We start from the raw sequence: 20,529 nt of genomic DNA, 5'->3' as shown, positions 1-20,529 counted from the left end.
GATTATAGGTTGATTGCGTCAACTACTAATTTCGTGTACGGTTGACGGTGACCTTGCTTTTTGCGGTAGTTTTTCTTCGCTTTGTATTTGAAGACAGTAATTTTCTTAGCTTTACCATTCTTCACGGCTTTCGCTGTTACAGTTGCGCCTTCCACGAATGGAGCTCCAACTTTCACATCGTTACCACCAACGAATAAAACTTTATCAAATGTTACAGTCTCATCAGCGTCTACATTCAATTTCTCGATGTAGATTTCTTGACCAGCCTCAACTTTGATTTGTTTACCACCAGTTTCAATAATTGCGTACATATCCCTGCACCTCCTCATATACTTAGACTCGCCTGCCATCAGGTGATTCCCGGAGGAATTCTTGAACCTTCCCAGAGCGGTTGCAGCCACAGGTGCTACAAAGACTAACAACAAATAGAATACCATAATTAAGCAAGTAGAGTCAAGACTTTATCGTCCTATAATTTTCTAATGCGAGCACTCCCCAAATCATTGCTGGGAAGAGATTGGCAAATGCAATTTGATTGTAAGCATACAAGCCAAAACAGCAAAACGTTATAAGATAAATTGGTTTTAAAAGAATCGCTACTGAAGAATCTTTCAGTAAGATTCGTAACATATTCCCACCATCAAGAGGAGGGATTGGCAGAAGATTAAGCGCAAGAATAATGAGCTGGATTTGAAGCACTAAATGCGGGATCGGAAACGGCATTAGTAACAAGAGACTGAAAAGGGCACTGGTCGCAAGAGGCCCTCCACTGTAAACGAACAGCATGTCTCTCTTCTTCCACTCTCTCCTATCCTGCCATTCCAACCTACCGCCAAACGGCAACAATGTGCAGTGAATGGATTTGACGCCGCAGAGCTTGAGCGCCATCAAGTGACCCAGTTCATGAATGAGTAAGGAAGCGAAGACAAGAGAAAAAAGTCCGGCCTGCCCCGTGATGACAAGAAGACCGAACCAAATGACTAGCACTGGATGGATGCGAAGCTTCATTCCATTGTGAGCCACATCATCAGTGACTCGGGATCAAGCGTTTGCAGGTGATTGTCGTGATGAATGTAGAAAAGATCTTCAGATGATTGGCCAAGGATAGCCTGGGCATCAAATCGCGTGTAAGGAAGCATTTCAAACTCATGCAAAAAGCCATAGGTTACAGTGTCTCCACTGTCATAAGCAATCGTCATTGTCTTCCCTGTCTTGCGCTTCTCTCCCGTAAACAATACCATGCCGCTTGATTTAGCAAGCACGGGTTGATGGGCATCTACTCGAACTAAAAGACCTTGTTCGTACGGTTGATAGGACGTATAGACGAATGTTTGATCCTGGTCCATGTCTGCTGTGACGGGCACAAGATCTTTTGTGGCTATGGGAAGACTCGGCTGCGGAAACCATTCGGCGTCTGCAAACAGCGTGGTGCCGGGTGAAAAGGAAATCCAGTTTTTAGAGAAAGCAAACTGCGTGAGGAGTAAGATGAGTGTGATGTAGATAGCGAGTTTCCATTGGTAGCTTGGCATGGGAATTCCCCTTTTTGTATTAAACTATGCGACTGGGGGATTGTGGAGAACAATTTAGCGTTCGCAACTTGATTTCGTTGACTTGTAAATACGATGGGACCTCGGAACGAAACTCAACATAAAAAAAAAGCAGATTCCCTAGAATTTCATCTAGAGAACCTACTGAATTGATTTTTCTCAGCCTAGCCAAGAAATTATTTGCTGAAAATAGATTTAATTTTCGAGAACATGCCGGCCTTAGTATTAGTCATGGACATAAGAGGCACAGACTCTCCAAGAATTCGACGAGCAATGTTGCGGTAGCCTTGTGAAGCTTTCGTCGTTGGGTCCATAACAATTGGTTCCCCTTTGTTGGATGAACTGATAACACGTTCGTCATCCGCGACGATACCTAATAGATCAATTGAAAGATGTGTTGTGATTTCATTCACATCTAACGCCTCACCTCTGTCCATCAAATGTTGACGAATGCGGTTAATGATCAATTTTGGCGGAGCCAAGTTTGGCTCTTGTTCAAGAAGCCCAATGATTCGATCCGCATCGCGCACGGCAGAAATTTCTGGTGTTGTGACAACGATCGCCTGGTCAGCACCTGCGACGGCATTTTTATACCCTTGCTCGATCCCTGCAGGGCAATCGATCAGGATATAGTCATAATCTTGCTTCAGTTCCCCAATCAATTCTCTCATTTGTTCGGGTGTTACAGCGTGCTTATCAGCCGTTTGTGCAGCTGGTAGTAAGAACAATTTATCGTCAAAACGTTTATCTTTTACGAGTGCTTGATGCGCTTTACAACGCCCTTCCACTACGTCTACTAAATCATAGATGATACGGTTTTCAAGTCCAAGGACCACATCTAAGTTGCGAAGACCGATATCGGTATCAACCAGACATACTTTCTTGCCTTGTAAAGCTAATGCAGTTCCCAGGTTAGCTGTCGACGTTGTCTTACCAACGCCCCCTTTACCTGAAGTTATTACGATTGCTTGTCCCACATTAGATTCCTCCTTTAAACGTCGAGATGTCCGGACGAATCCGTCTTAATTCTTGAAGTCGGTCAATGACCAACTTCCCTGTTGTATGTAAGTAGGCACATTCCATTTCTGGGTGTTCGGAAAGGACTGTCAGCTCATCAGTCATGGTCTCCAACACATCATCAATCTTTAAATGAGTGGCTTCTAACCAGCTAGCTGCAATCACAGCACCTCGGTTTCCTTTGGCACCAGCATGAGCAATCCCTTTTAAACGGCCTAATACATAGATGTTCCCACCTGCGACGACACGACCATTAGGATTGATATCACCAATCACCACAAGATCTCCTTCAGCTTGAACGACTTGCCCAGAGCGAACAATGCCGACATACGTTTCAGATTGCTTTTCAATGAGACGTTGGTTGAATTCTTCGACAGACATAACTTCACTTTGAACTTTCGTGATACGGATCTTCTGATCTTTTTCAATCAGTTGAATCACGTCTTTTTTCTGTTCGTTCGTCAAATAACGATGACCCAGTTGAATCGTCATTTCAGCTGTACCGTCAAACGCTTCTTCATTCATTTTATCTCTCAGTTCGTCAAGCAGCTCTTGATACCCCATTTGGTCATCAAGGCGCATGACAAGACCATCTTTTGTTCCTCGGATGGTGATTCCTTGTTGTTTGGACAAACACTTCACCCCATCTATCATGTGTTTACGTGATATTTTTGTTCGTAACGCTGGACGAGTAGCCATTTGAAGAACCAGCCTGTGGCAACCACAAATACGAGATTTGCAAGCATCGTCGGAAGCAGGCGCAATTGTAGAAATTCATCAAATAGCAGACTGCTTGTGCCAATAATAGTATTGAACACAAAGAGCAACGACTCCAGCCCGGCAAGCAGCATCAGCAGAAGTAACGATAACGTCAGTACGTTAAGATGCACGTGACGCATCACCCATACACTGATGGCAATGAGTATCGGATAGATAAAGCTATACAATCCAATAATATCAATGAAAAACACATCATACAAGAGACCAAAAATCACACCAAGGATGATTGCCCGCTTGCGATTGTAATAAATCGCTACAAACACTAAGTAAATGATCAAAAAGCGTGGGACTAAAATATAAAATTCTGGACCGATGCTAACGGGGGATAAAAGACCAAAGACGGGTTCCATATAAAAAAGAAAAAGCGCGATGAAGATGACAAGAAAACGAATCATTCACTGTCCTCTCCTTCCGCTACTTCCTCTCCTTCTACGTCACCATCTTCACCCGTAACCATAGGTACTGTGCGAGAGGCTATGAGAACTTGATTTAATGTCAAGAAATCATCGGCCGGTTTGACGTAAGCAAGCTTGGTCAGACCATGGTCATCTGAAGTGACTTCTGTGATTTCTCCAATGTAAATTCCTTTTGGAAAAATCCCGCCGAGCCCTGAAGATGTGATTTTTTGACCTTTTTCCACTTTGGCATTTGTATCAAGTCGACGCAAGATTAACTCGCGGCGTTCTTCATCGTAGCCTTCAATCAATCCAAAAATCGATTCATCTTCTGCCACAAAAGCAGAGATGCGGTTGTTTGGATTTTGTGTCGTCACTAATTCGACAGTGGCTGTGCGATTGGTGACGAGTGTTACTTTCCCAATTAATCCCTTGGCCGTCATGACAGCCATATTGGCTTCGACGCCATGAACGGTACCACGGTCGAGGATGATTTTTTCATCCCACTGATCGGGGTTTCGTGCGATGACCGTTGCGCGAATCGGTTCATAATCGCTCAAGTCCTCTTCAATCCCGACAAGTTCTTCAAGCTCTGCGTTTTCTTGCTGGAGCTGTTGGACTTCGGCTTGAACAGAGGCATAATCTTGGATGCGTGCCTTCAAACGCTCATTTTCTTCATATGTATGGAGAAAACTTTCAATTTTCGTGTAACGTTCAACGACAAAATGCGTTGGCTTGGCAACCAGTGATTGACCAAAACCAACGACATCCTTTATCAATGACTCCGCCGGGTTTGCATTGTCCCGGTCACGGAGTGAAAAGCTGATTAACACAACAAGAACGATCATGCCCACCAATAATGCGATCAACCGTTTAGCAGAAAATAATGATGGCATGTCAACGTCTCCTTATCGGCGTGGTTGTTGTTTGCGAATATCGTTCATGTGATCGAGCGCCATACCTGTACCGATAGCGACACAATCCAGTGGCTCTTCTGCGATAAATACAGGCATGTTTGTCTCATCACTGATCACTTTGTCCAAGTTTTTCAGCAATGCTCCCCCACCTGTAAGCATAATGCCACGTTCCATGATGTCCGCAGACAATTCTGGAGGCGTTTTTTCAAGCGTACGTTTTACTCCGTCAATAATAACGGAAATAGATTCACGTAAAGCGTCGGCAATTTCTTTAGAAGAAACTTCAATCGTTTTTGGTAAGCCCGTTACCAGGTCACGTCCACGAATTTCCATCTTCTCTTCTTCACCAATAACTAATGCAGAACCAATCTCCATCTTAATAGCTTCTGAAGTACGTTCCCCAATTGTTAGGTTATACATTTTGCGGATATAGCTAACAATCGCTAGATCCATCGAATCACCTGCAACACGAACAGATTCACTTGTGACGATACCGCCTAGTGAAATAACCGCCACTTCTGTTGTACCTCCACCAATATCGACGACCATTGAACCAGTTGGTTCCCAAACCGGAAGATTTGCTCCAATTGCTGCTGCAAATGGCTCTTCAATTGTAACTGCATCACGTGCTCCTGCTTGTTTAGCTGCATCGATAACAGCACGTTGTTCTACAGAAGTAATTCCGTAAGGTACGCAGATCATTACATTTGGCTTGCTCCAGCTCGTGCCGGCAGCTTTCAAACCGTTTTTCATATAGTACTCAATCATTTTCCAAGTAGTTTCATAGTCAGCAATTACGCCATCTTTCATCGGACGAATCGCGACGATTGACCCTGGTGTACGGCCGATCATATTACGTGCATCGTTACCTACAGCTACGATGTCATTTGTTTGCGTATTTTTAGCTACTACCGAAGGCTCACGAAGGACAATACCCTTCCCCTTCATAAATACAAGTGTATTTGCTGTTCCTAAATCAATCCCAATATCTTTTGCTCCAAATCCAAACACGTTACAACTTCCTTTCTATCGCTGCCACATTGGGCGTCATAAACTTTATTATAGACGATAGATGGAAATTAATACAGCCTCACATGTACCCCTTTTCTTTCAGACTGATGAATTGATGGTCACCGATAATCAAATGATCCAGTAACTCGATACCCATGATCTGCCCGGCATCTCGTAGGCGTTTGGTCACAGCGATGTCTTCAGGAGACGGTGTGGGGTTCCCACTTGGATGGTTGTGTACCGCAATTATTGAGGCGCAAGATTTTTTTATGGCTTCTCGAAACACTTCACGAGGATGAACAATTGAAGCACTCAGTCCACCGATAAAAATGGTTTGTTTGTGAATGATTTGATTTTTTACGTTCAAAAATAAAATGATGAAATGCTCCTGCATCAAATGGTGCAGGTCATGTTTAATATAATCGGCTGCATCTTTTGGTGATCTTACGGTAACGCGGTCTTGAACATCTTGCGTCGAGAGTCTTCTGCCGAATTCGACGGCTGCTAGTAATTGAACGGCTTTAACAGTACCCACTCCTTTAATCTGAGTTAATTCTTCAATCGTGGCATTTTTTAAGTAATGGATACGTTCAAAGTAGTTTAATATTTCATTCGACAAGGATAAAACCGATCGATCTTTTGTCCCTGTTCGAAGTAGAATTGCAAGTAACTCTTGGTTCGATAAACTTTGTGCCCCTTGTTGGATCAATCGTTCTCGTGGACGGTCATCGTGATTAACATCTCGAATCAGCTCAAAGGATTCTGTTAGTAGTTTTGTCATGGTATTCCCCCTTTAAAACCAGTCTACAGGGTCATCGAATTGGTGAAAAATCGCGTGCAATTACAATAATGAAATTGTGTAGAGGCGATTAATTCAATTCAATTTTGACACAACTTTCTGCCACCAACAGCGTATCGAGTAAGTACAAGGACTTGGCTGTTTTATCTTTCAAAGAATCGAATATGGTTTGCAGCTTTTGCATTTCCTCACTTTTAAATTTTCGCAGCTCTGCCTCTGTCAAAAGTTTATTTTGATCATCCACTTGAGCTAACTGTTCAACTAACAACTGAACATGAGCTGGACATGATTTCGTAGTGACTTTTACATTTTTCGTAAACGATTGGACCTCTTGTTTTTTGGATAGCCCCTCAGCAGTTGCACTAAATCCTTCCCAAATAAATAAATAACTATCCAGTTGGACAATTTGGGCTGTTGGTAACTCAAGCCCTTTTAAATAGTTTTGCGCTGCTTCTTCCGTGGAAAAAACACCGTACTGCACCGTGTAATAGTCCAGTGCACTCTCATTCTCACCACTCGTTGCAGGCTTGTCGGTTTCTGGTGCGGCATTGACAGGGACTGTCGTCATCTCTGACGGAGCGCCTTTTTCGTCAAGATAGGTAATCAGATAGCCAATGAGCAAGAACCCAACGATTCCAATCAAGACCCCCTGCGCAATGGCGATGAAGTAAATGCTATAATCTTTTTGTTTGGTGCGGATCAAGCCGTTCGCCTCCTTTTCTGTTAGCTTAGGGGAAGCTGGATGCAAACGTAGTCGAAGGATGAAATTTAGAAGGAAGAATCGTTCGAGTTTAAAAGACAAAAAACCGGCAATCGCCGGTTTTAGAAGAGGTTCATATACCAATCAATAAGTTGTTCACCATAGAGATGCACTACAACAGCAGCAATGGCAATCGACGGACCAAATGGAATAGGTGTCTTTCGTCCGCGTTTCGATAAACGTAGAGAAATTAGACCAAAAATCAACCCAATGACAGAAGCTATGGCAAGAACGACTAGCGAATTGATTGTACCGAGCACAATCCCAATCACTAGAAATAATTTGATGTCGCCGCCTCCCATGCCTCCACGCGAGACAATGGCTATCAACAGCAATAAGCTAAACCCGACGGCAGCACCTAGGTAGCTATCCCACCATGGGTCAAGAGGTTCGAAAATTCGTAAAATGACGAGCGGGATTCCGAAAAACAGCAAAAACTTGTCTGGAATCAACATATAGGCTAAATCTGACACCGTCAATACGACTAATAACGAGTAGAATAATAACGCAACAGCCAGTTCCCATGACCAACCAAAATGCCAAAATGCAAGGGCAAATAAGATACCTGTTATCAGTTCCATCAATGGATAAATAAAGCTAATCTTCGACCCACATCCACGACACTCTCCTCTTAAAAATAAATAAGAAAATACGGGAATAAGGTCAAGCACGGTCAAACGTCGATTACACTTCGGGCAATGCGAAGGCGGACGGACAATGGATTCACCCTCTGGCACTCGAAGGCCAACAACATTATAAAAACTACCAAACACTAAACCATAGATAAAAAAGAAGGTTGTCACGACAGCGGTCAATTGAATGAATTCCTTTCATGGGGACGATCTTTGTATTTTTCTTTGTACATCTGTTCATCTGCACGCATCAACAGTTCGTCTAGCGTGTCGCCATATTGATAATACGCTCCACCTACACTGTATTCGACAGGAATCTCATGTTCTCCTAGGTGAACTTTAAAGTTCTTTCCTTTTTGACGGATGAACTGGATATTTTCATCAAGCTGTGGTTGGCGCGTAATCCCGAATAGTAAAACGACGAACTCGTCGCCTCCGAGACGTGCAGCGAAATGAGGCGATGGAAATGATTTAGACAACAGTTCGGCAAAAGCTTTCAGCACTTCATCTCCACTCAAATGGCCATACCGATCATTCACTTGTTTAAAACGGTTCAGATCAATCAGCAATACGCCAACTGGTTTTTGGAGCACCATAGCATTTTCAAGTTCTTGAATAAAATAAGTCCGGTTAGCAAGACCTGTCAAAGAATCACGGTACGCCAATCGATTAACGAGACGACTAGATTCAATCTCCTTCGTCATATCTCGGAAAATGATGGCAAATAGCGTATTCGCATCTATTTTCATCAGCGCACCATCCATCCGTAAATGAATCTTTTCTCCATTCACTTTAAAAGAGAAAGTATCTTGATGATGGACTGGCGTTTTTTTAAGCGTTTCAATAAAATCTGCAAATTGCGCTCCAATCGTCAGCTGCCCAAGCATTTCCTTCAAGTTGGTCCCTTTTAGACCAAACCGATGAATTTGCTTAGTCGCTGCGTCGTTCAATTCAATCAGCTCAAAACGTTCATTGATGATGACGAGTGCATTGGGGTTCAGATCAAATATCGTCAGGTACCTCTCTGCAAGAGAAGGGATTAAATTAAATTTATAGATGGCAATGACCAAATACATACTAAAAATAAGGCCAATTAAAATATAGGAATGCGGAGGTAAGATACTACCGAAATTCACCAATCCTAGTATCAACATCAATAGTAGCGTCACGATAGAACCATTTCGAATAAATTTTAATAGTTTTACTCGACTACTATCATTTTCAAGTTTAATACCTAAATTCATGATGCAAACTGATATTAAAATTAGGAATATTGAACCTGCCATCGTTCCATAATACTTCGCATTATATTCAGGAACAATCCACGCGCCTTGTTGGGTGAAAACATCACTGTTGGTGATATTCCCTCCACTGAAAAGGTTGATAAAAATCAGCACAGCTGGGATGAAATATAAACTAAAGGGATATAACCAGATTTTGCGATGCAAATAGACGCGACTGATCTGCAAATATAGATGTAGTGAAATACCTAACATCAGCAGACCTAAATTTCCAAAAATGAAAGTAACCATTATAGGGCTCTTATCGATAGGAAGCAGATGTCGAATAAACTCAAAGAAGAATAGTGTGGAATACATGAAGGGGATAGCCGCTACAACTTGATTGTCACGGTTTGAAGGATTAGAGAGAAGGGCTATAACAGACAATATAAAAAGAGTGGCTGCAGGTAAAAGATAGACAAAAATATAAACGATTGTTTGTCCAACTTCCATCACAACCACCCCTTCAGGCTCATTGAATATAATAAAACGTAGTCACGGTTACAGATGCACTGATCTGCTCTTCTGCTTCAGAAGCAATCTGCTCTTCTCCAGGAAGTCCTGTATCAAGTGCGTCGATACGGTACACGCGTTCTAAGTTTTCGATTTCTTTCATTATAGCAACGAGTTGCTCTTCTGTCTCGGCTGTCACGTCAATCGTCATCGTAATCATACGAAGCTCGAGTGGCAGGTCTGCTACAGAGATTGTCGAAGTGGGTGTTTCTTCCGTTGAGGCTTCTTCACGAGCCTCTGTTGAGGAGTCGCCTGGTTCAGGAGTCTCTTCATCCGTTTCTGGTGTTTCGGCTTGTTGTTCTGGTTCTTCGTTCACAACATCTTCCTCTTCTTCTTCGGCAAAACCAGTGACACCTTCGGATTCATAGCCATTGAAGTTGATGCTGCCAACTTTTGTGTCGGTGATCAATTCAATCTCTTCAATCGTCCGAATGATTTTATCCAGCTCCAGTTGATTCGGAACTTTCTTCATCAGTTCGTAAGGGTCATCTTGTAAAGGAAGTTCACCTTCTCCGTCTCCCACTTGTTCTTGAAGAACGACGATTTCGGATTGGATGAGTGCATTGGCATTTCGTTTCGCGTCATTTTCTTGTTGAAGTGGCACAATATATAAGTAGTAAATGCCCGCAAGAAGTAAGGCAATCACAGCACCTAACAGTAAAAGAGCGGCTCGCTTGTTTTCACGAATAGAATCCATCATGGCTGCGTCACCCCCTGTGCGACAAACTCAGGAAGTGGCGTAATGCGAATCGAAGCCGTGTAGCGCGGGGCTACTTGCTCTTCTTCAACAATGCCTTCAGGTTCTTCCGTTGTACTAAGTGGCTCGAATTCTAAAATACTATCGACTTGAACGTTAGCAAAGTAGTTGCTTTTCATCAAATTCTCTACAAAAAAGGCGATTTCCGATTTCGTTTCAAAATCGACTGCTAGCGTAATGGCTTCCGGGCTAAAACTATAGTTGCGGACGTATGTATTGGCGTCGGCTAAGTTTTGAATTTCTTCATACAGTGGAGAAACAGGATACGAATTAGTTTCGACAAATAGCACTGCATCTGCATACGTAATTTCCGGTTCAGGATCAGTGGAAGTCACTTGCTGTTGAAGAGCTGTTCGCTGGGCAATCAGGTTTTGTTCCTCAGCAGCTAAATCGGCTGCATCTTGTTTAATCCCCATCAAGTAAATCGCTAAAAATACAATAAGTGCACCCAATACTACAATAAATAAAATAAGGCCAAGAAAACTTTCCGGCTTTCGCTTTTCAAAGACGGGAAGTAAATTAATCTCCGGATTCATGAACATCCCCCTTTAACGCCAGACCGATCAGTGACACATCACTCGTGCCAAAGCCGTTATAGAACTTGCGCACATCTTCATCGCGTATCATAGTGACTGGCGGGAATGAAGGATTGTCTTGAAGCAGAGAATCAATATAATCGAGTTCCGGCGATTCCCCGAACGCAATAATTTCTTCTACTGCAATGTCGCCCTTATGAATCGAGAAGCGGTAGAAGGTCATCATTCGCTCAAGCTCTGTCACTTGCTCAGACAGTTGGTAGCGATAACTCTCGACATCTCCCTCTAAGCGAAAGGCAATATCTTCTCCTTCAGAATATGCACGGTACATACCGTTTTCTCTTTCAAAAGGTTGGTAGCGCAGGAATTCTACTTGTCCATCACGGTAGATCGTTACGACAACACCTGTCATCAACCACTCCACGAGAAGGTATGATTTTTCTTTTTGAAAATAATTGCGTTTTGTAAAGTAACGAATAGATGACAATGCTCGAAGATCGGCAATCACAGGATCCACTCCTGCATCATCCAAAACATTCGCAAAGCGCATCACTTCTTCAGCTGGTGCCGCAAACAATGTTGCTTTCTGGTCGCCTGGAACTGGATCATAGACATCAAGTAATGGGTTTTCAAATGGCAACTGAATCGACCGACCAAGCTCCATTTGCACATATCCTTTTAATCCTTCAGGTTTCACATCTTCGGGGTGCTCAATCGCTTTCATCATCACGGCACTATCTGGCACAAAATAACGGACCTGGTCTCTTTTCAATCCCCACGCCGCAATTTGATCCTTCAACCATGTAAAATAACCAATTTCATCTTTTATCACATCGTCTTCCACGTAACCCGATGGCACAGCTGCTTCATACAACAACCAGTCGTCCCCATCATCTCGTGGTCGAACGAGCGCACGCAATACCGTTTCGTGAAGATCCATCGACACAACCTGTCGACTCCCGCGTTTTCGAAACATCCCATGACCCCTCTCGCGATTCTCTATCTGCTTGTCGAATGCCAAGCTTATGTCAAGCCGGATTTCTCCGGCTTCAAATAAGGTTGGTATTATTGAATTGCCGTTTCAGCATTTGTTGCTGCTGTTGTATTTATAACTTTAGTAGTATCAGTACTACCAGTGAAAGTGTCTCCATTAATAGCCTCTAAAGTAGCACTACTAAATGTTATAGTTTTTGATCCACTATATTCAATAGCAGAAGTTGTTAATTGATTTCCACCACTTATTTTTGCTACAAATGATTCTGTAGCTGATGCAGTAGGTGCAGTTGATCCTGATTTAACTTCATTACTAGTTGCAGGAAGTTCACCAGCTGACTCAAGATATCCAAGACCTAATAAAGCTCCAACAGTAACATATTCCTCTTCTGCATTTTCAGTAAAATAAAGTTGAGATGCACTTAAAACATTTGTTGCATCACCTTTAACAGCATTATACCTTGAATTTTCGATAATGTTTCCAATCGCAGGCACTGCAATTGCAGCAACAATAGCCAAAATAACGATTACAGCTAGTAATTCAATTAGTGTCAAACCTTTTTGGTTTAAGCGTTTTTTGAGTAATTTTTTCATGAATGAGTTCTCTCCCATCGTTTCATTTTTTTCTTCTAAGTACATGTGTTCGTTCATTTTTATTTTTCACCTCCTTAAAAGAGAATATATAAAGCTTAAATTTGTTCATATAGACTAAACATGGGTATCATGATTGCCATTACAATCCCACCAACTATAAACGCCAAAAAAAGTATCATTAGTGGCTCAATCAAGGATTTCAATGTATCAACTGTTCGGTCTACCTCTTCTTCATAAAAAATGGCAACTTTCTCAAGCATGTAATCAAGTGATCCGGTTTGCTCTCCAATCATAGTCATCTGCGTTACCAGAGGTGGGAAAATCCAACTTGCTTGTAGGGGAGCTGTTAACGTACTCCCTTTTTCTAAACTACGTTTTGCCTCCAAAAGCACATTTCCGATTACCGGATTTCCCGATACTTTTTCGACAATTGTTAAAGCTTGGAGTATAGGTACTGATGAACTAAAGAGTGACGATAATGTTCGTGTTACACGAGCAATTGATGATTTCTGAACAAGTTGGCCAAAAACTGGCATTCGCATAATTGTGTAATAAACTCCAAAATTAAACTTTTTATTGTTTTTAAAAAGCCACATAAATACCGATACAAAAATTACAATTGCAATTATTATGATATACCAGCTCGTTTGTAAGAACTCACTCATTGCCATAACGACTTTAGTGATAGTAGGAAGTTCAGCTCCCATATCATCAAACATATCGACGAAATTAGGAACTACTGTCAACATTAAGAAACCAGCCACTCCGAAAGTAAGAATTAATAATATGACAGGGTAAGTCATTGTAGATTGTACTTTTTTCTTAATAGCAAATTGTTTCTCAAGCGACATTGCTAACCTGTCTAACGACGTATCCAAATTCCCTGTCGCTTCGCCTGCCCGAATCATGTTCACAAAAACTCCCGGAAACACATTCGGATATTTTGCTGCTGCATCGGAAAATGTTAATCCACTGCGAACATCTTCTTCAATGTTGTTAAGTGCTTTTTTCAATGGTTTGGATTTCGTTTGATCAGCAAGTATACGAGTAGACTCAACAATCGAAACTCCTGCACGAATCAGAGTCGCAAACTGACGAACGTAGATAACAAAATCTTGATTTTTTACTTTTTGACCAATCGATAGTTCTTTGTGAAGAATTGATTTCGACTCTTCCACTTCGCGTGGATTGATTTTCAGATCACGCAACTTTTGAATTGCTTGGGCTTTTGTCGAAGCATCGATGGTTCCTTTTTTTATGGCTCCTTCGATGGATCTTCCATTATAGCGGTAAACTGCCATTAGTAATCACCTGCCGGTAAGTATGGCTTGGCATCTTCGTACTTGATGGAACCTTTAGTGATGAGTTCTTGAATATTCGCTTCAAGTGTATGCATGCCGAGTGCACGACTCGTCTGCATGACGTTTTGAATCTGGTGTACTTTTTCGTTTCGAATCAAGTTGGATACAGCTGGCGTTGAAATTAAAATTTCAGTAGCTGCTACCCTCCCATTTCCGGTGGCGTTGACGAATAATCGTTGAGAAACAATTCCCTGTAAAACGTTACCAAGTTGAATACGAATTTGACCTTGTTGAAACGGCGGAAACACATCAATAATTCTGTCGATAGTTGTTGGGGCCGAACTTGTATGTAATGTTCCCATTACTAAGTGACCGGTTTCAGCAGCTGTGATAGCGGTTGAAATGGTTTCCAAGTCTCGCATCTCTCCAACTAGAATGACGTCTGGATCTTGACGAAGAGCTGCACGCAACGCATTGGCAAAACTCATCGAATCTGCACCGATTTCTCGTTGGTTCACGATTGATTGATTGTGCGGATGTACATACTCGATTGGATCTTCCAATGTCAAAATATGACGAGACGTCGTGCGATTGATATGGTCAATCATTGCTGCAAGTGTTGTCGATTTCCCAGAACCAGTTGGCCCAGTGACTAAAATCAAGCCTTGTGGACGTTCCGCTAAGTCATATAATACCTTTGGCATGTTCAGTTGTTGCAACGTTGGAATGGTATTCGAAATTTGTCGAGCAGCCAGAGCCATACGTTTTTGTTGATGATAGGCATTTATCCGGAAGCGACATTTTTCGCCAAGAGCAAATCCGAAATCCGTTTCACCTTTTTCAGCGAACTCTTCTCGCTTATCTGCCGGCAATAATTCGTTGACCATCTGCTTTGTCATTTCCTCAGTTAGTTCAACGTCTCCACCAGGGATCAATTTTCCGTTCTTACGAAACATCGGTGGAACACCCACTGTGATATGCAAATCGGAAATTTTATCTTCGTAGCTGCGATTGAGTAAATCAATAATTGAATAAGCCAGTGGGGTCACCTCCTTTAATCAAGTGTAGCTACGCGGAACACTTCTTCCGTCGTCGTCACACCGAGCACTACTTTTTCCATGCCATCTTGCAATAGCGACTTCATATTGGCTTGTTTCATATAGCGCATAATATCGCGTTGTGTACGCCCTTCAACGATCATTGAACGAACTTCATCATCCACTTCTAAAACTTCGTGAACTGCTAGTCGACCACGGTAACCCGTGTTGTTACAAGCTGGACACCCAACACCACGCGTAATTTCATGAATCTCTAATCCGTTTTCTGCGAATAATTCTTTTTCACGACTTGTAGCTTCTTCTTTCACAGCGCAATCACGACAGACACGTCGTACTAATCGCTGCGAGATAACGCCAACAAGTGACGAAGCAATTAAGAACTGTTCAATCCCCATGTCACGTAGACGGGAAACTGACTCAACAGCAGAGTTCGTATGCAATGTACTTAATACTAAGTGACCAGTGAGAGAGGCTCGGACCGCAATTTGCGCAGTCTCAAGATCTCGAATCTCCCCGATCATGACAATGTCAGGATCTTGACGAAGAATCGAACGAAGCCCAGCTGCAAATGTTAAGCCGACTTCTTCTTTCACTTGAATCTGGTTGATACCTTCTAATTGATACTCAACTGGATCTTCAACCGTAATGATATTCACTTCATCTTCGTTCAGGCGATTCAAACCAGCATATAGTGTAGATGATTTACCAGAACCCGTTGGACCTGTAATCAACACAATACCGTTTGGACGCTTCAACATCTTTTTGAACGATACAAGATTAGAATCACTAAATCCTAACTTGGAAATATCGTTGATAGCATTCGTTAAATCGAGTACCCGCATTACAACTTTTTCTCCATATATAGTAGGAAGTGTTGATACACGAATATCGACTGGTTTCATATTAATATTTTGCTTGATACGTCCATCTTGTGGAATACGATGTTCCGTAATATTCAAGTTTGCAAGAATCTTGATACGAGCAAGAATTACATTTTGGATGTATTTCGGGAGTGCTCTTTCAAGGTGCAGAACTCCGTCAATTCGGTATCGAATGCGTAAGTCCGTTTCTTGAGGATCAAAGTGAATATCTGACGCGCGTTGTGTAACGGCATTGCTGATCAATTGGTTGACGAGATTGACGATTGGCGAATCGAGGTCCATGATTTGGTTCTCGTCATCAATGTCTGTTGGGATGATGTCTTGTAAGGACATGTCCATCGTCTCTTTTAAATCGTAGAACTTTGTTAGCATTCGCAGTAAATCGTATTTAGCGGCTATGGCTGGCTCGACTTGTAGGCCGGTTGCCATTCGTACTTCTTCTACCGCAAAGTAATCCATTGGATCGGCCATAGCAAGTAGCAACTTGTTACGTTCTCGTTTTATAGGAAGCACGAGCAGTCGTTTGGCAATATCTTTTGGAACTAATGATGTTAACTCTGGGTCAATCGGATACTGTGTTAAGTTGATGTTCGGAATCCCTAGCTGACGCTCGAGCATCTCGTTCAACTGCTGTTCGGTAATGAGGTTTTCACGAATGAAGTAATCCCCTAGCTTTTCAGATGGCGCTTTATTTTCAAGACCAAATTCAAGCTGCTGTTGTGAGATCATTCCCGCATCGACGAGCATGTCTCCAATCCGTTTTTTAGTATTAAGCTTCATTGTGAATTCCTCCCTTCTTTAGTCAATCTTATTTCCGCCTTTGTCATAATCCGGTGTGCCATCATTATCAGAATCTGCAGGGTCATTGGTTGAACCATTGTCAGAGCCTGTTCCATTTCCTGGACCTGTACCAGATCCTGATCCACTTCCAGTTCCTGTACCACTGCCGGTGCCGTTACCTGAGCCAGTTCCAGTTCCACCAGTCGTTCCTGTTCCAGTACCTGAGCCATCAGCAGGATCCCCCGTTGTTGGAACAGCTGGTTCTGGAGCTGGTGGTGCTTCTTTCGCACTGACTTCAACCACTGTATGTACAGGTGGATAATAGTCCCGTGCGATAATTTCTTGTGTTTCAAATGATCCTGTCTTTGATGAAACGGTGCGGTATGTTACGACTCTCCAACCGCTTCTACCGGTTTCGATTTGACGAGACTGACCGTAATTTAAATCTGCAACCAGACGTTCTACACGTTTCGGTTCAATTTCTTCACGAGATCCTACTTCGAAACTAGCAGTAGAGTCTGGATTTAGTGTTAGGAATTCAAGTAAGTATGTACCACCCGAGTTTACTGCTTGGATAGTTACTGGTGTATCAAACGTATTTTTGAATTTAAAATCACGGTTCAACTTCGCGTTGATCATCGCTTCTAATCCTAAAGTCGAATAGTCTGGTACGACCCCTTGTGAGTGACGCTCAACTAAATCAAATTCCGTTTGAAGAACTGCAATATAAAACATTGATGCTACAAAGTTTGCAGTTGTTTCTGAGATTGGTGCAGCACCTTGCACTAAAGTTTCATTTAATGAAAAAATTTCTTGGGGTTGAATCACTTTATTGTGTATCAGCTCGTTTACTGCATTCAGTTCTGCAGCTGGGAGTCCTGTTTGCACAGTTACGAACCCAACTCGTTCCATATCCGCAACCGAAATATCGCTTGCGACCAGTTGAATCGATTCATCACTCAATACACTTGCTTTTAAGCGAAGATCTTCTATAGTTTTGACTCGATCAAACGCTGGATCTGCATCGATTGCAGAAGTAAGTCGCTCACTGATTGTTACCACAAGTGGTTGATGGACTTCTTGATCGCTTTTCCAAAATGCATACCACGGCACATTTGCTTTACTAACAAATTGGTCAACCGATTGCGCGATATCAAAAACAAAATCATCTGCTGTCACTTCTAATGAAGAATTCGTTGCATTTAACTGCTCGACCGCTGATGCTTTCCATACATCAATCTCTGTTGCAATCCAAGCCGTCACTTCTTCCTCATCTGTTGAAGGAGCTACTTTCCCACCTAATGTATGCGTATGTTCATTTGCTAATACAAAAGGAGAAAAAAGTAAAGCGAGTAGGCCAATACTAATTAAACCTGCAATTACTTTCCTCAAATTGATTCACTCCCCCGCTAGATTTACCTACTACTCTCTATAGGCCTTACATCATAGAATTATCTTATTAATCTCATTGTAACGTAATAGATGTAACTTTGAATACAACTATTTACCTTATTTATGAAATCTTTACGACAGATATTTCCTTTGTTTCATTCTTTTGAATCCTCTGTTATGATGAAAGTATAAAGGGTACCATAGGGGGGTGCAAGAGGTGTTTAGAAATTTTCTGAATTGTAAAGGATTTACATTAGTGGAGGTTTTAGCATCTGTTGTACTTTTAGCTGTTGTGTTATCCATCGCATTAAGTGTTTTTCCGAATATGTTCAGGACGAATGAAGTGAATGAGGAGAGTCTCGACTCGGTAGCAGTTGCGAAAGATGCGCTTGTAAGAGCAAAAGGCTGGGAAATAGATGGAGCTAATCCACCCCCACAATTTAACCTTGTAAGTAGCAATGAAACTTTCAATAAGTTATTTCCAGACAATAACAAACCGACTCAAGACTTTTATGTCGCCACTGAGACAACACCTTTGTCTGGTGGTTATCAAATTTATTATCTAGTAGATGATAACGAAGTTGACGGATTAGACTTATTTGAAGTAACAATTTATGTTGTGGAAAAAGAATCTATCCGTGCAACAAATTATGGCTACCTTACATCTGATAATCTACCAGTTACAGTGACCGGAGGATGACAAGATGAAAAACCAAAAAGGAATTACACTTGTTGAGCTTCTTGCAGTCATTGTCATTATAGGATTTTTGACTATTTTGATTTGGAGAGTCTTTTTTCAGACTATCGATTCCAATAGCTATGCCGTTACTACACAGTCCTTACAACAGGAAGCGAATGTGATTTTGTCGACATTACAATCTACTCATACAAGAAGCACAATTATAGATCTAAAAATTGAGGCTGGCCAATTAGTGATTAACTCTAAAGATGATGGTGAAATTAGAATTCCAAAACGCCCTGGAGTCACTTATCAACTTTATAATGTCTCGCCCACTATTGAAAATAATATAATCAATCAAGAAGAAGCTACTTTGAGTATTGCAAGTTATTCAAATGGGGGAAGAATTCTTTTGCCTGTGCATTTGAGCTTAACTGCTGAATTCAAGGATGGAAAATCAACTTATTATGTATTAAATACAACATTATCAAAATTAACTACTGACTAGCTAAGCGACTTCGCTTAGCTTTTTTAGGTCTTTGGACTAAATTTCTCATTATGTAAAATCGTTATTTTTACATTCCAGAATATCATACCTATAGACCTATCTCTTTTGATATACTAATAGTAATTATATTCCATGAATGGAGTGAGAAATCATGACGAATTATCTTAATCAAAAAGGCTACACTTTGTTACTCACTTTGGTTCTTGTAGTTTTGTTATTGATGCTCACTGCCAGCTTTACAATCGCTTCTATGAATCAACAAAAACAGGTTTCAAAAACAGACGATTCATTTGTATCCACTTCCCTTGCAGAAATGGGAGTCGAATATTATCAGAACCGTCTTGAAACAATTATCAGCGGCCACTATTCAAAAGCACTACTAGAAATTAAAACTATTCAAAACAATTCAACCCTTTCAGCTGAAACAAAAGCTACTGAAATTGCTAGTAAAATTACTACATACAATACTCTGATCAATACAGACATCACGAACTTTTTAAATGCAGAGTCTGCTTCAGCAGCTTTACGGGAAGTGGCAACTGCGAACCGTGCATACAAATTGCAGAGCTATTCGAAAGAAGAAGTCACGGATGCTACTTCTGGTTTCACACGTTATGTTTTGACATTGAAAGTTGCAGGGGTGTTTGATGCAACGGTTACACGTAGTATTGATATGAAGATGAGCTATCCTAAACTTAGTTTGCCATTAATAAATGGATCTCCGACTTTACCAACCATTAGTTTTGATGACTATAAGGATTTATATATAAATGATCCGTCTAAAGTTACAGTTTTAAACGTTCCTACAATATCAAATCCTGGGTTCTCATTTACAGATAATACATTCTATTACTTCCCTATCACAGTTACATTTGATTCACAACAATTTAATTCTCAGCAAAATAAAGATTTAGGTAATATTAAAGTACTCGCAGCTGATGGAGTGTTTTTCCTAAAACATGTACGTATCGATAATTCATTTTTAAAGGTTAAAACTATTTCTTTCACATTTAGTTCTAATGCGAAATCGGATATTCTAAATTCAACTTTAGTTACCAACACTATAGGTTTCACACTCGAGAATACGAATGGAAATAATATTAAAGAAGATGATAAACGCGTAACTTTAATCAATAGTAACGTTTGCATTGAAAGTCCTCTTTCTTCTTCAGCTTTCTCACAAGTGAAGTCTAGTTTTAAACATGGAGATTCTTCTAATTACAAAGTAATTTATAAGCTAAGCAATGATGTGAATGCACCATGGTATCAGATGACTGCTGCTTCCGATCAGACAGTCATAACACAACAACAAAAAGATACGGTGTGCAATTTGACGATTACGGATCCAAATGGTGTGATTGATCCAGGAACTTCTATTGAGGAAATTAATTATAATTAG

General features: G+C 41.3%; 23 protein-coding genes and 1 other annotated feature. Of the genes, 3 read left to right on the top strand and 20 right to left on the bottom strand.

All coding sequences use genetic code 11. From position 1 onward, the window contains the following. Positions 1–2: 2 nt before the first annotated feature. The 20 genes from rplU to MKY84_RS07495 all read right to left on the bottom strand — a co-directional run bounded on the left by rplU (position 3) and on the right by MKY84_RS07495 (position 17,943). The gene (gene rplU / locus MKY84_RS07590; RefSeq protein ID WP_204590271.1) at positions 3–311 is read right to left on the bottom strand and encodes a 50S ribosomal protein L21; all 309 of its coding nucleotides are present in this window, start codon (positions 309–311) and stop codon (positions 3–5) included. Positions 312–325: 14 nt separating this feature from the next. Then, positions 326–403: a sequence feature (ribosomal protein L21 leader region), on the bottom strand. Positions 404–453: 50 nt separating this feature from the next. Continuing rightward, entirely contained in the window at positions 454–1,008 is a 555-nt protein-coding gene (locus MKY84_RS07585; RefSeq protein ID WP_342525265.1) for a hypothetical protein, read from the bottom strand. After that, positions 1,005–1,529: a hypothetical protein gene (locus MKY84_RS07580; protein ID WP_342525263.1), complete on the bottom strand. Its 525-nt coding sequence runs from the start codon at positions 1,527–1,529 to the stop codon at positions 1,005–1,007. Before MKY84_RS07580 ends, MKY84_RS07585 begins: the two co-directional genes overlap by 4 nt. A 194-nt stretch (positions 1,530–1,723) precedes the next feature. Continuing rightward, entirely contained in the window at positions 1,724–2,524 is an 801-nt protein-coding gene (gene minD, locus MKY84_RS07575) for a septum site-determining protein MinD (RefSeq protein WP_342525261.1), read from the bottom strand. 1 nt (position 2,525) lies between these two features. Continuing rightward, positions 2,526–3,197 carry a septum site-determining protein MinC gene (gene minC, locus MKY84_RS07570; RefSeq protein ID WP_342525259.1) on the bottom strand — a complete coding sequence of 224 codons (672 nt, stop codon included), beginning with the start codon at positions 3,195–3,197 and terminating at the stop codon, positions 2,526–2,528. A gap of 17 nt (positions 3,198–3,214) precedes the next feature. After that, positions 3,215–3,739, bottom strand: coding sequence for a rod shape-determining protein MreD (gene mreD / locus MKY84_RS07565; protein WP_342525257.1), 525 nt, complete (start codon positions 3,737–3,739; stop codon positions 3,215–3,217). Continuing rightward, positions 3,736–4,635, bottom strand: coding sequence for a rod shape-determining protein MreC (mreC, locus tag MKY84_RS07560; protein ID WP_342525255.1), 900 nt, complete (start codon positions 4,633–4,635; stop codon positions 3,736–3,738). Before mreC ends, mreD begins: the two co-directional genes overlap by 4 nt. A 12-nt stretch (positions 4,636–4,647) precedes the next feature. Beyond that, positions 4,648–5,667: a rod shape-determining protein gene (locus MKY84_RS07555; RefSeq protein ID WP_342525254.1), complete on the bottom strand. Its 1,020-nt coding sequence runs from the start codon at positions 5,665–5,667 to the stop codon at positions 4,648–4,650. A 79-nt stretch (positions 5,668–5,746) separates the two neighbouring features. Further along, positions 5,747–6,448, bottom strand: coding sequence for a DNA repair protein RadC (radC, locus tag MKY84_RS07550; protein ID WP_342525253.1), 702 nt, complete (start codon positions 6,446–6,448; stop codon positions 5,747–5,749). Positions 6,449–6,536: 88 nt separating this feature from the next. After that, the gene (locus MKY84_RS07545) at positions 6,537–7,169 is read right to left on the bottom strand and encodes a hypothetical protein (RefSeq protein ID WP_342525250.1); all 633 of its coding nucleotides are present in this window, start codon (positions 7,167–7,169) and stop codon (positions 6,537–6,539) included. 119 nt (positions 7,170–7,288) lie between these two features. After that, positions 7,289–8,041: a prepilin peptidase gene (locus MKY84_RS07540; RefSeq protein WP_342525248.1), complete on the bottom strand. Its 753-nt coding sequence runs from the start codon at positions 8,039–8,041 to the stop codon at positions 7,289–7,291. Continuing rightward, entirely contained in the window at positions 8,038–9,591 is a 1,554-nt protein-coding gene (locus tag MKY84_RS07535) for a GGDEF domain-containing protein (protein WP_342525246.1), read from the bottom strand. Before MKY84_RS07535 ends, MKY84_RS07540 begins: the two co-directional genes overlap by 4 nt. Positions 9,592–9,610: 19 nt before the next feature. Further along, positions 9,611–10,351: a hypothetical protein gene (locus MKY84_RS07530; RefSeq protein WP_342525244.1), complete on the bottom strand. Its 741-nt coding sequence runs from the start codon at positions 10,349–10,351 to the stop codon at positions 9,611–9,613. Further along, entirely contained in the window at positions 10,348–10,944 is a 597-nt protein-coding gene (locus MKY84_RS07525; protein ID WP_342525242.1) for a PilN domain-containing protein, read from the bottom strand. The genes MKY84_RS07530 and MKY84_RS07525 overlap by 4 nt, the downstream gene beginning before the upstream one ends. Beyond that, complete coding sequence (gene pilM, locus MKY84_RS07520) at positions 10,928–11,920, bottom strand: pilus assembly protein PilM (RefSeq protein ID WP_342525240.1); 993 nt, start codon at positions 11,918–11,920, stop codon at positions 10,928–10,930. The genes MKY84_RS07525 and pilM overlap by 17 nt, the downstream gene beginning before the upstream one ends. A gap of 89 nt (positions 11,921–12,009) precedes the next feature. Beyond that, positions 12,010–12,588 (bottom strand): prepilin-type N-terminal cleavage/methylation domain-containing protein, encoded by a 579-nt coding sequence (locus tag MKY84_RS07515; RefSeq protein ID WP_342525238.1) that lies wholly within the window; start codon positions 12,586–12,588, stop codon positions 12,010–12,012. Between the two features lie 38 nt (positions 12,589–12,626). Continuing rightward, complete coding sequence (locus MKY84_RS07510) at positions 12,627–13,832, bottom strand: type II secretion system F family protein (protein WP_342525237.1); 1,206 nt, start codon at positions 13,830–13,832, stop codon at positions 12,627–12,629. After that, positions 13,832–14,872, bottom strand: a complete 1,041-nt coding sequence (locus MKY84_RS07505; RefSeq protein WP_342528865.1) for a type IV pilus twitching motility protein PilT — start codon at positions 14,870–14,872, stop codon at positions 13,832–13,834. Before MKY84_RS07505 ends, MKY84_RS07510 begins: the two co-directional genes overlap by 1 nt. Positions 14,873–14,886: 14 nt before the next feature. Continuing rightward, the gene (locus tag MKY84_RS07500; protein WP_342525235.1) at positions 14,887–16,551 is read right to left on the bottom strand and encodes a GspE/PulE family protein; all 1,665 of its coding nucleotides are present in this window, start codon (positions 16,549–16,551) and stop codon (positions 14,887–14,889) included. An 18-nt stretch (positions 16,552–16,569) separates the two neighbouring features. Then, positions 16,570–17,943 (bottom strand): VanW family protein, encoded by a 1,374-nt coding sequence (locus MKY84_RS07495; protein ID WP_342525233.1) that lies wholly within the window; start codon positions 17,941–17,943, stop codon positions 16,570–16,572. A 217-nt stretch (positions 17,944–18,160) separates the two neighbouring features. On the opposite strand from MKY84_RS07495, the gene MKY84_RS07490 reads away from it, so the two are divergent. The 3 genes from MKY84_RS07490 to MKY84_RS07480 all read left to right on the top strand — a co-directional run bounded on the left by MKY84_RS07490 (position 18,161) and on the right by MKY84_RS07480 (position 20,529). Next, positions 18,161–18,643: a type II secretion system protein gene (locus tag MKY84_RS07490; RefSeq protein ID WP_342525230.1), complete on the top strand. Its 483-nt coding sequence runs from the start codon at positions 18,161–18,163 to the stop codon at positions 18,641–18,643. A gap of 4 nt (positions 18,644–18,647) precedes the next feature. Continuing rightward, on the top strand, positions 18,648–19,130 hold the full coding sequence (locus tag MKY84_RS07485) for a type II secretion system protein (protein ID WP_342525228.1): 483 nt from the start codon (positions 18,648–18,650) through the stop codon (positions 19,128–19,130). 151 nt (positions 19,131–19,281) lie between these two features. Beyond that, entirely contained in the window at positions 19,282–20,529 is a 1,248-nt protein-coding gene (locus MKY84_RS07480) for a hypothetical protein (protein WP_342525226.1), read from the top strand.

The organism is Chryseomicrobium sp. FSL W7-1435 (assembly GCF_038595005.1).
GTDB lineage: Bacteria > Bacillota > Bacilli > Bacillales_A > Planococcaceae > Chryseomicrobium.
This window is presented reverse-complemented; position numbering and strand designations above follow the sequence as displayed.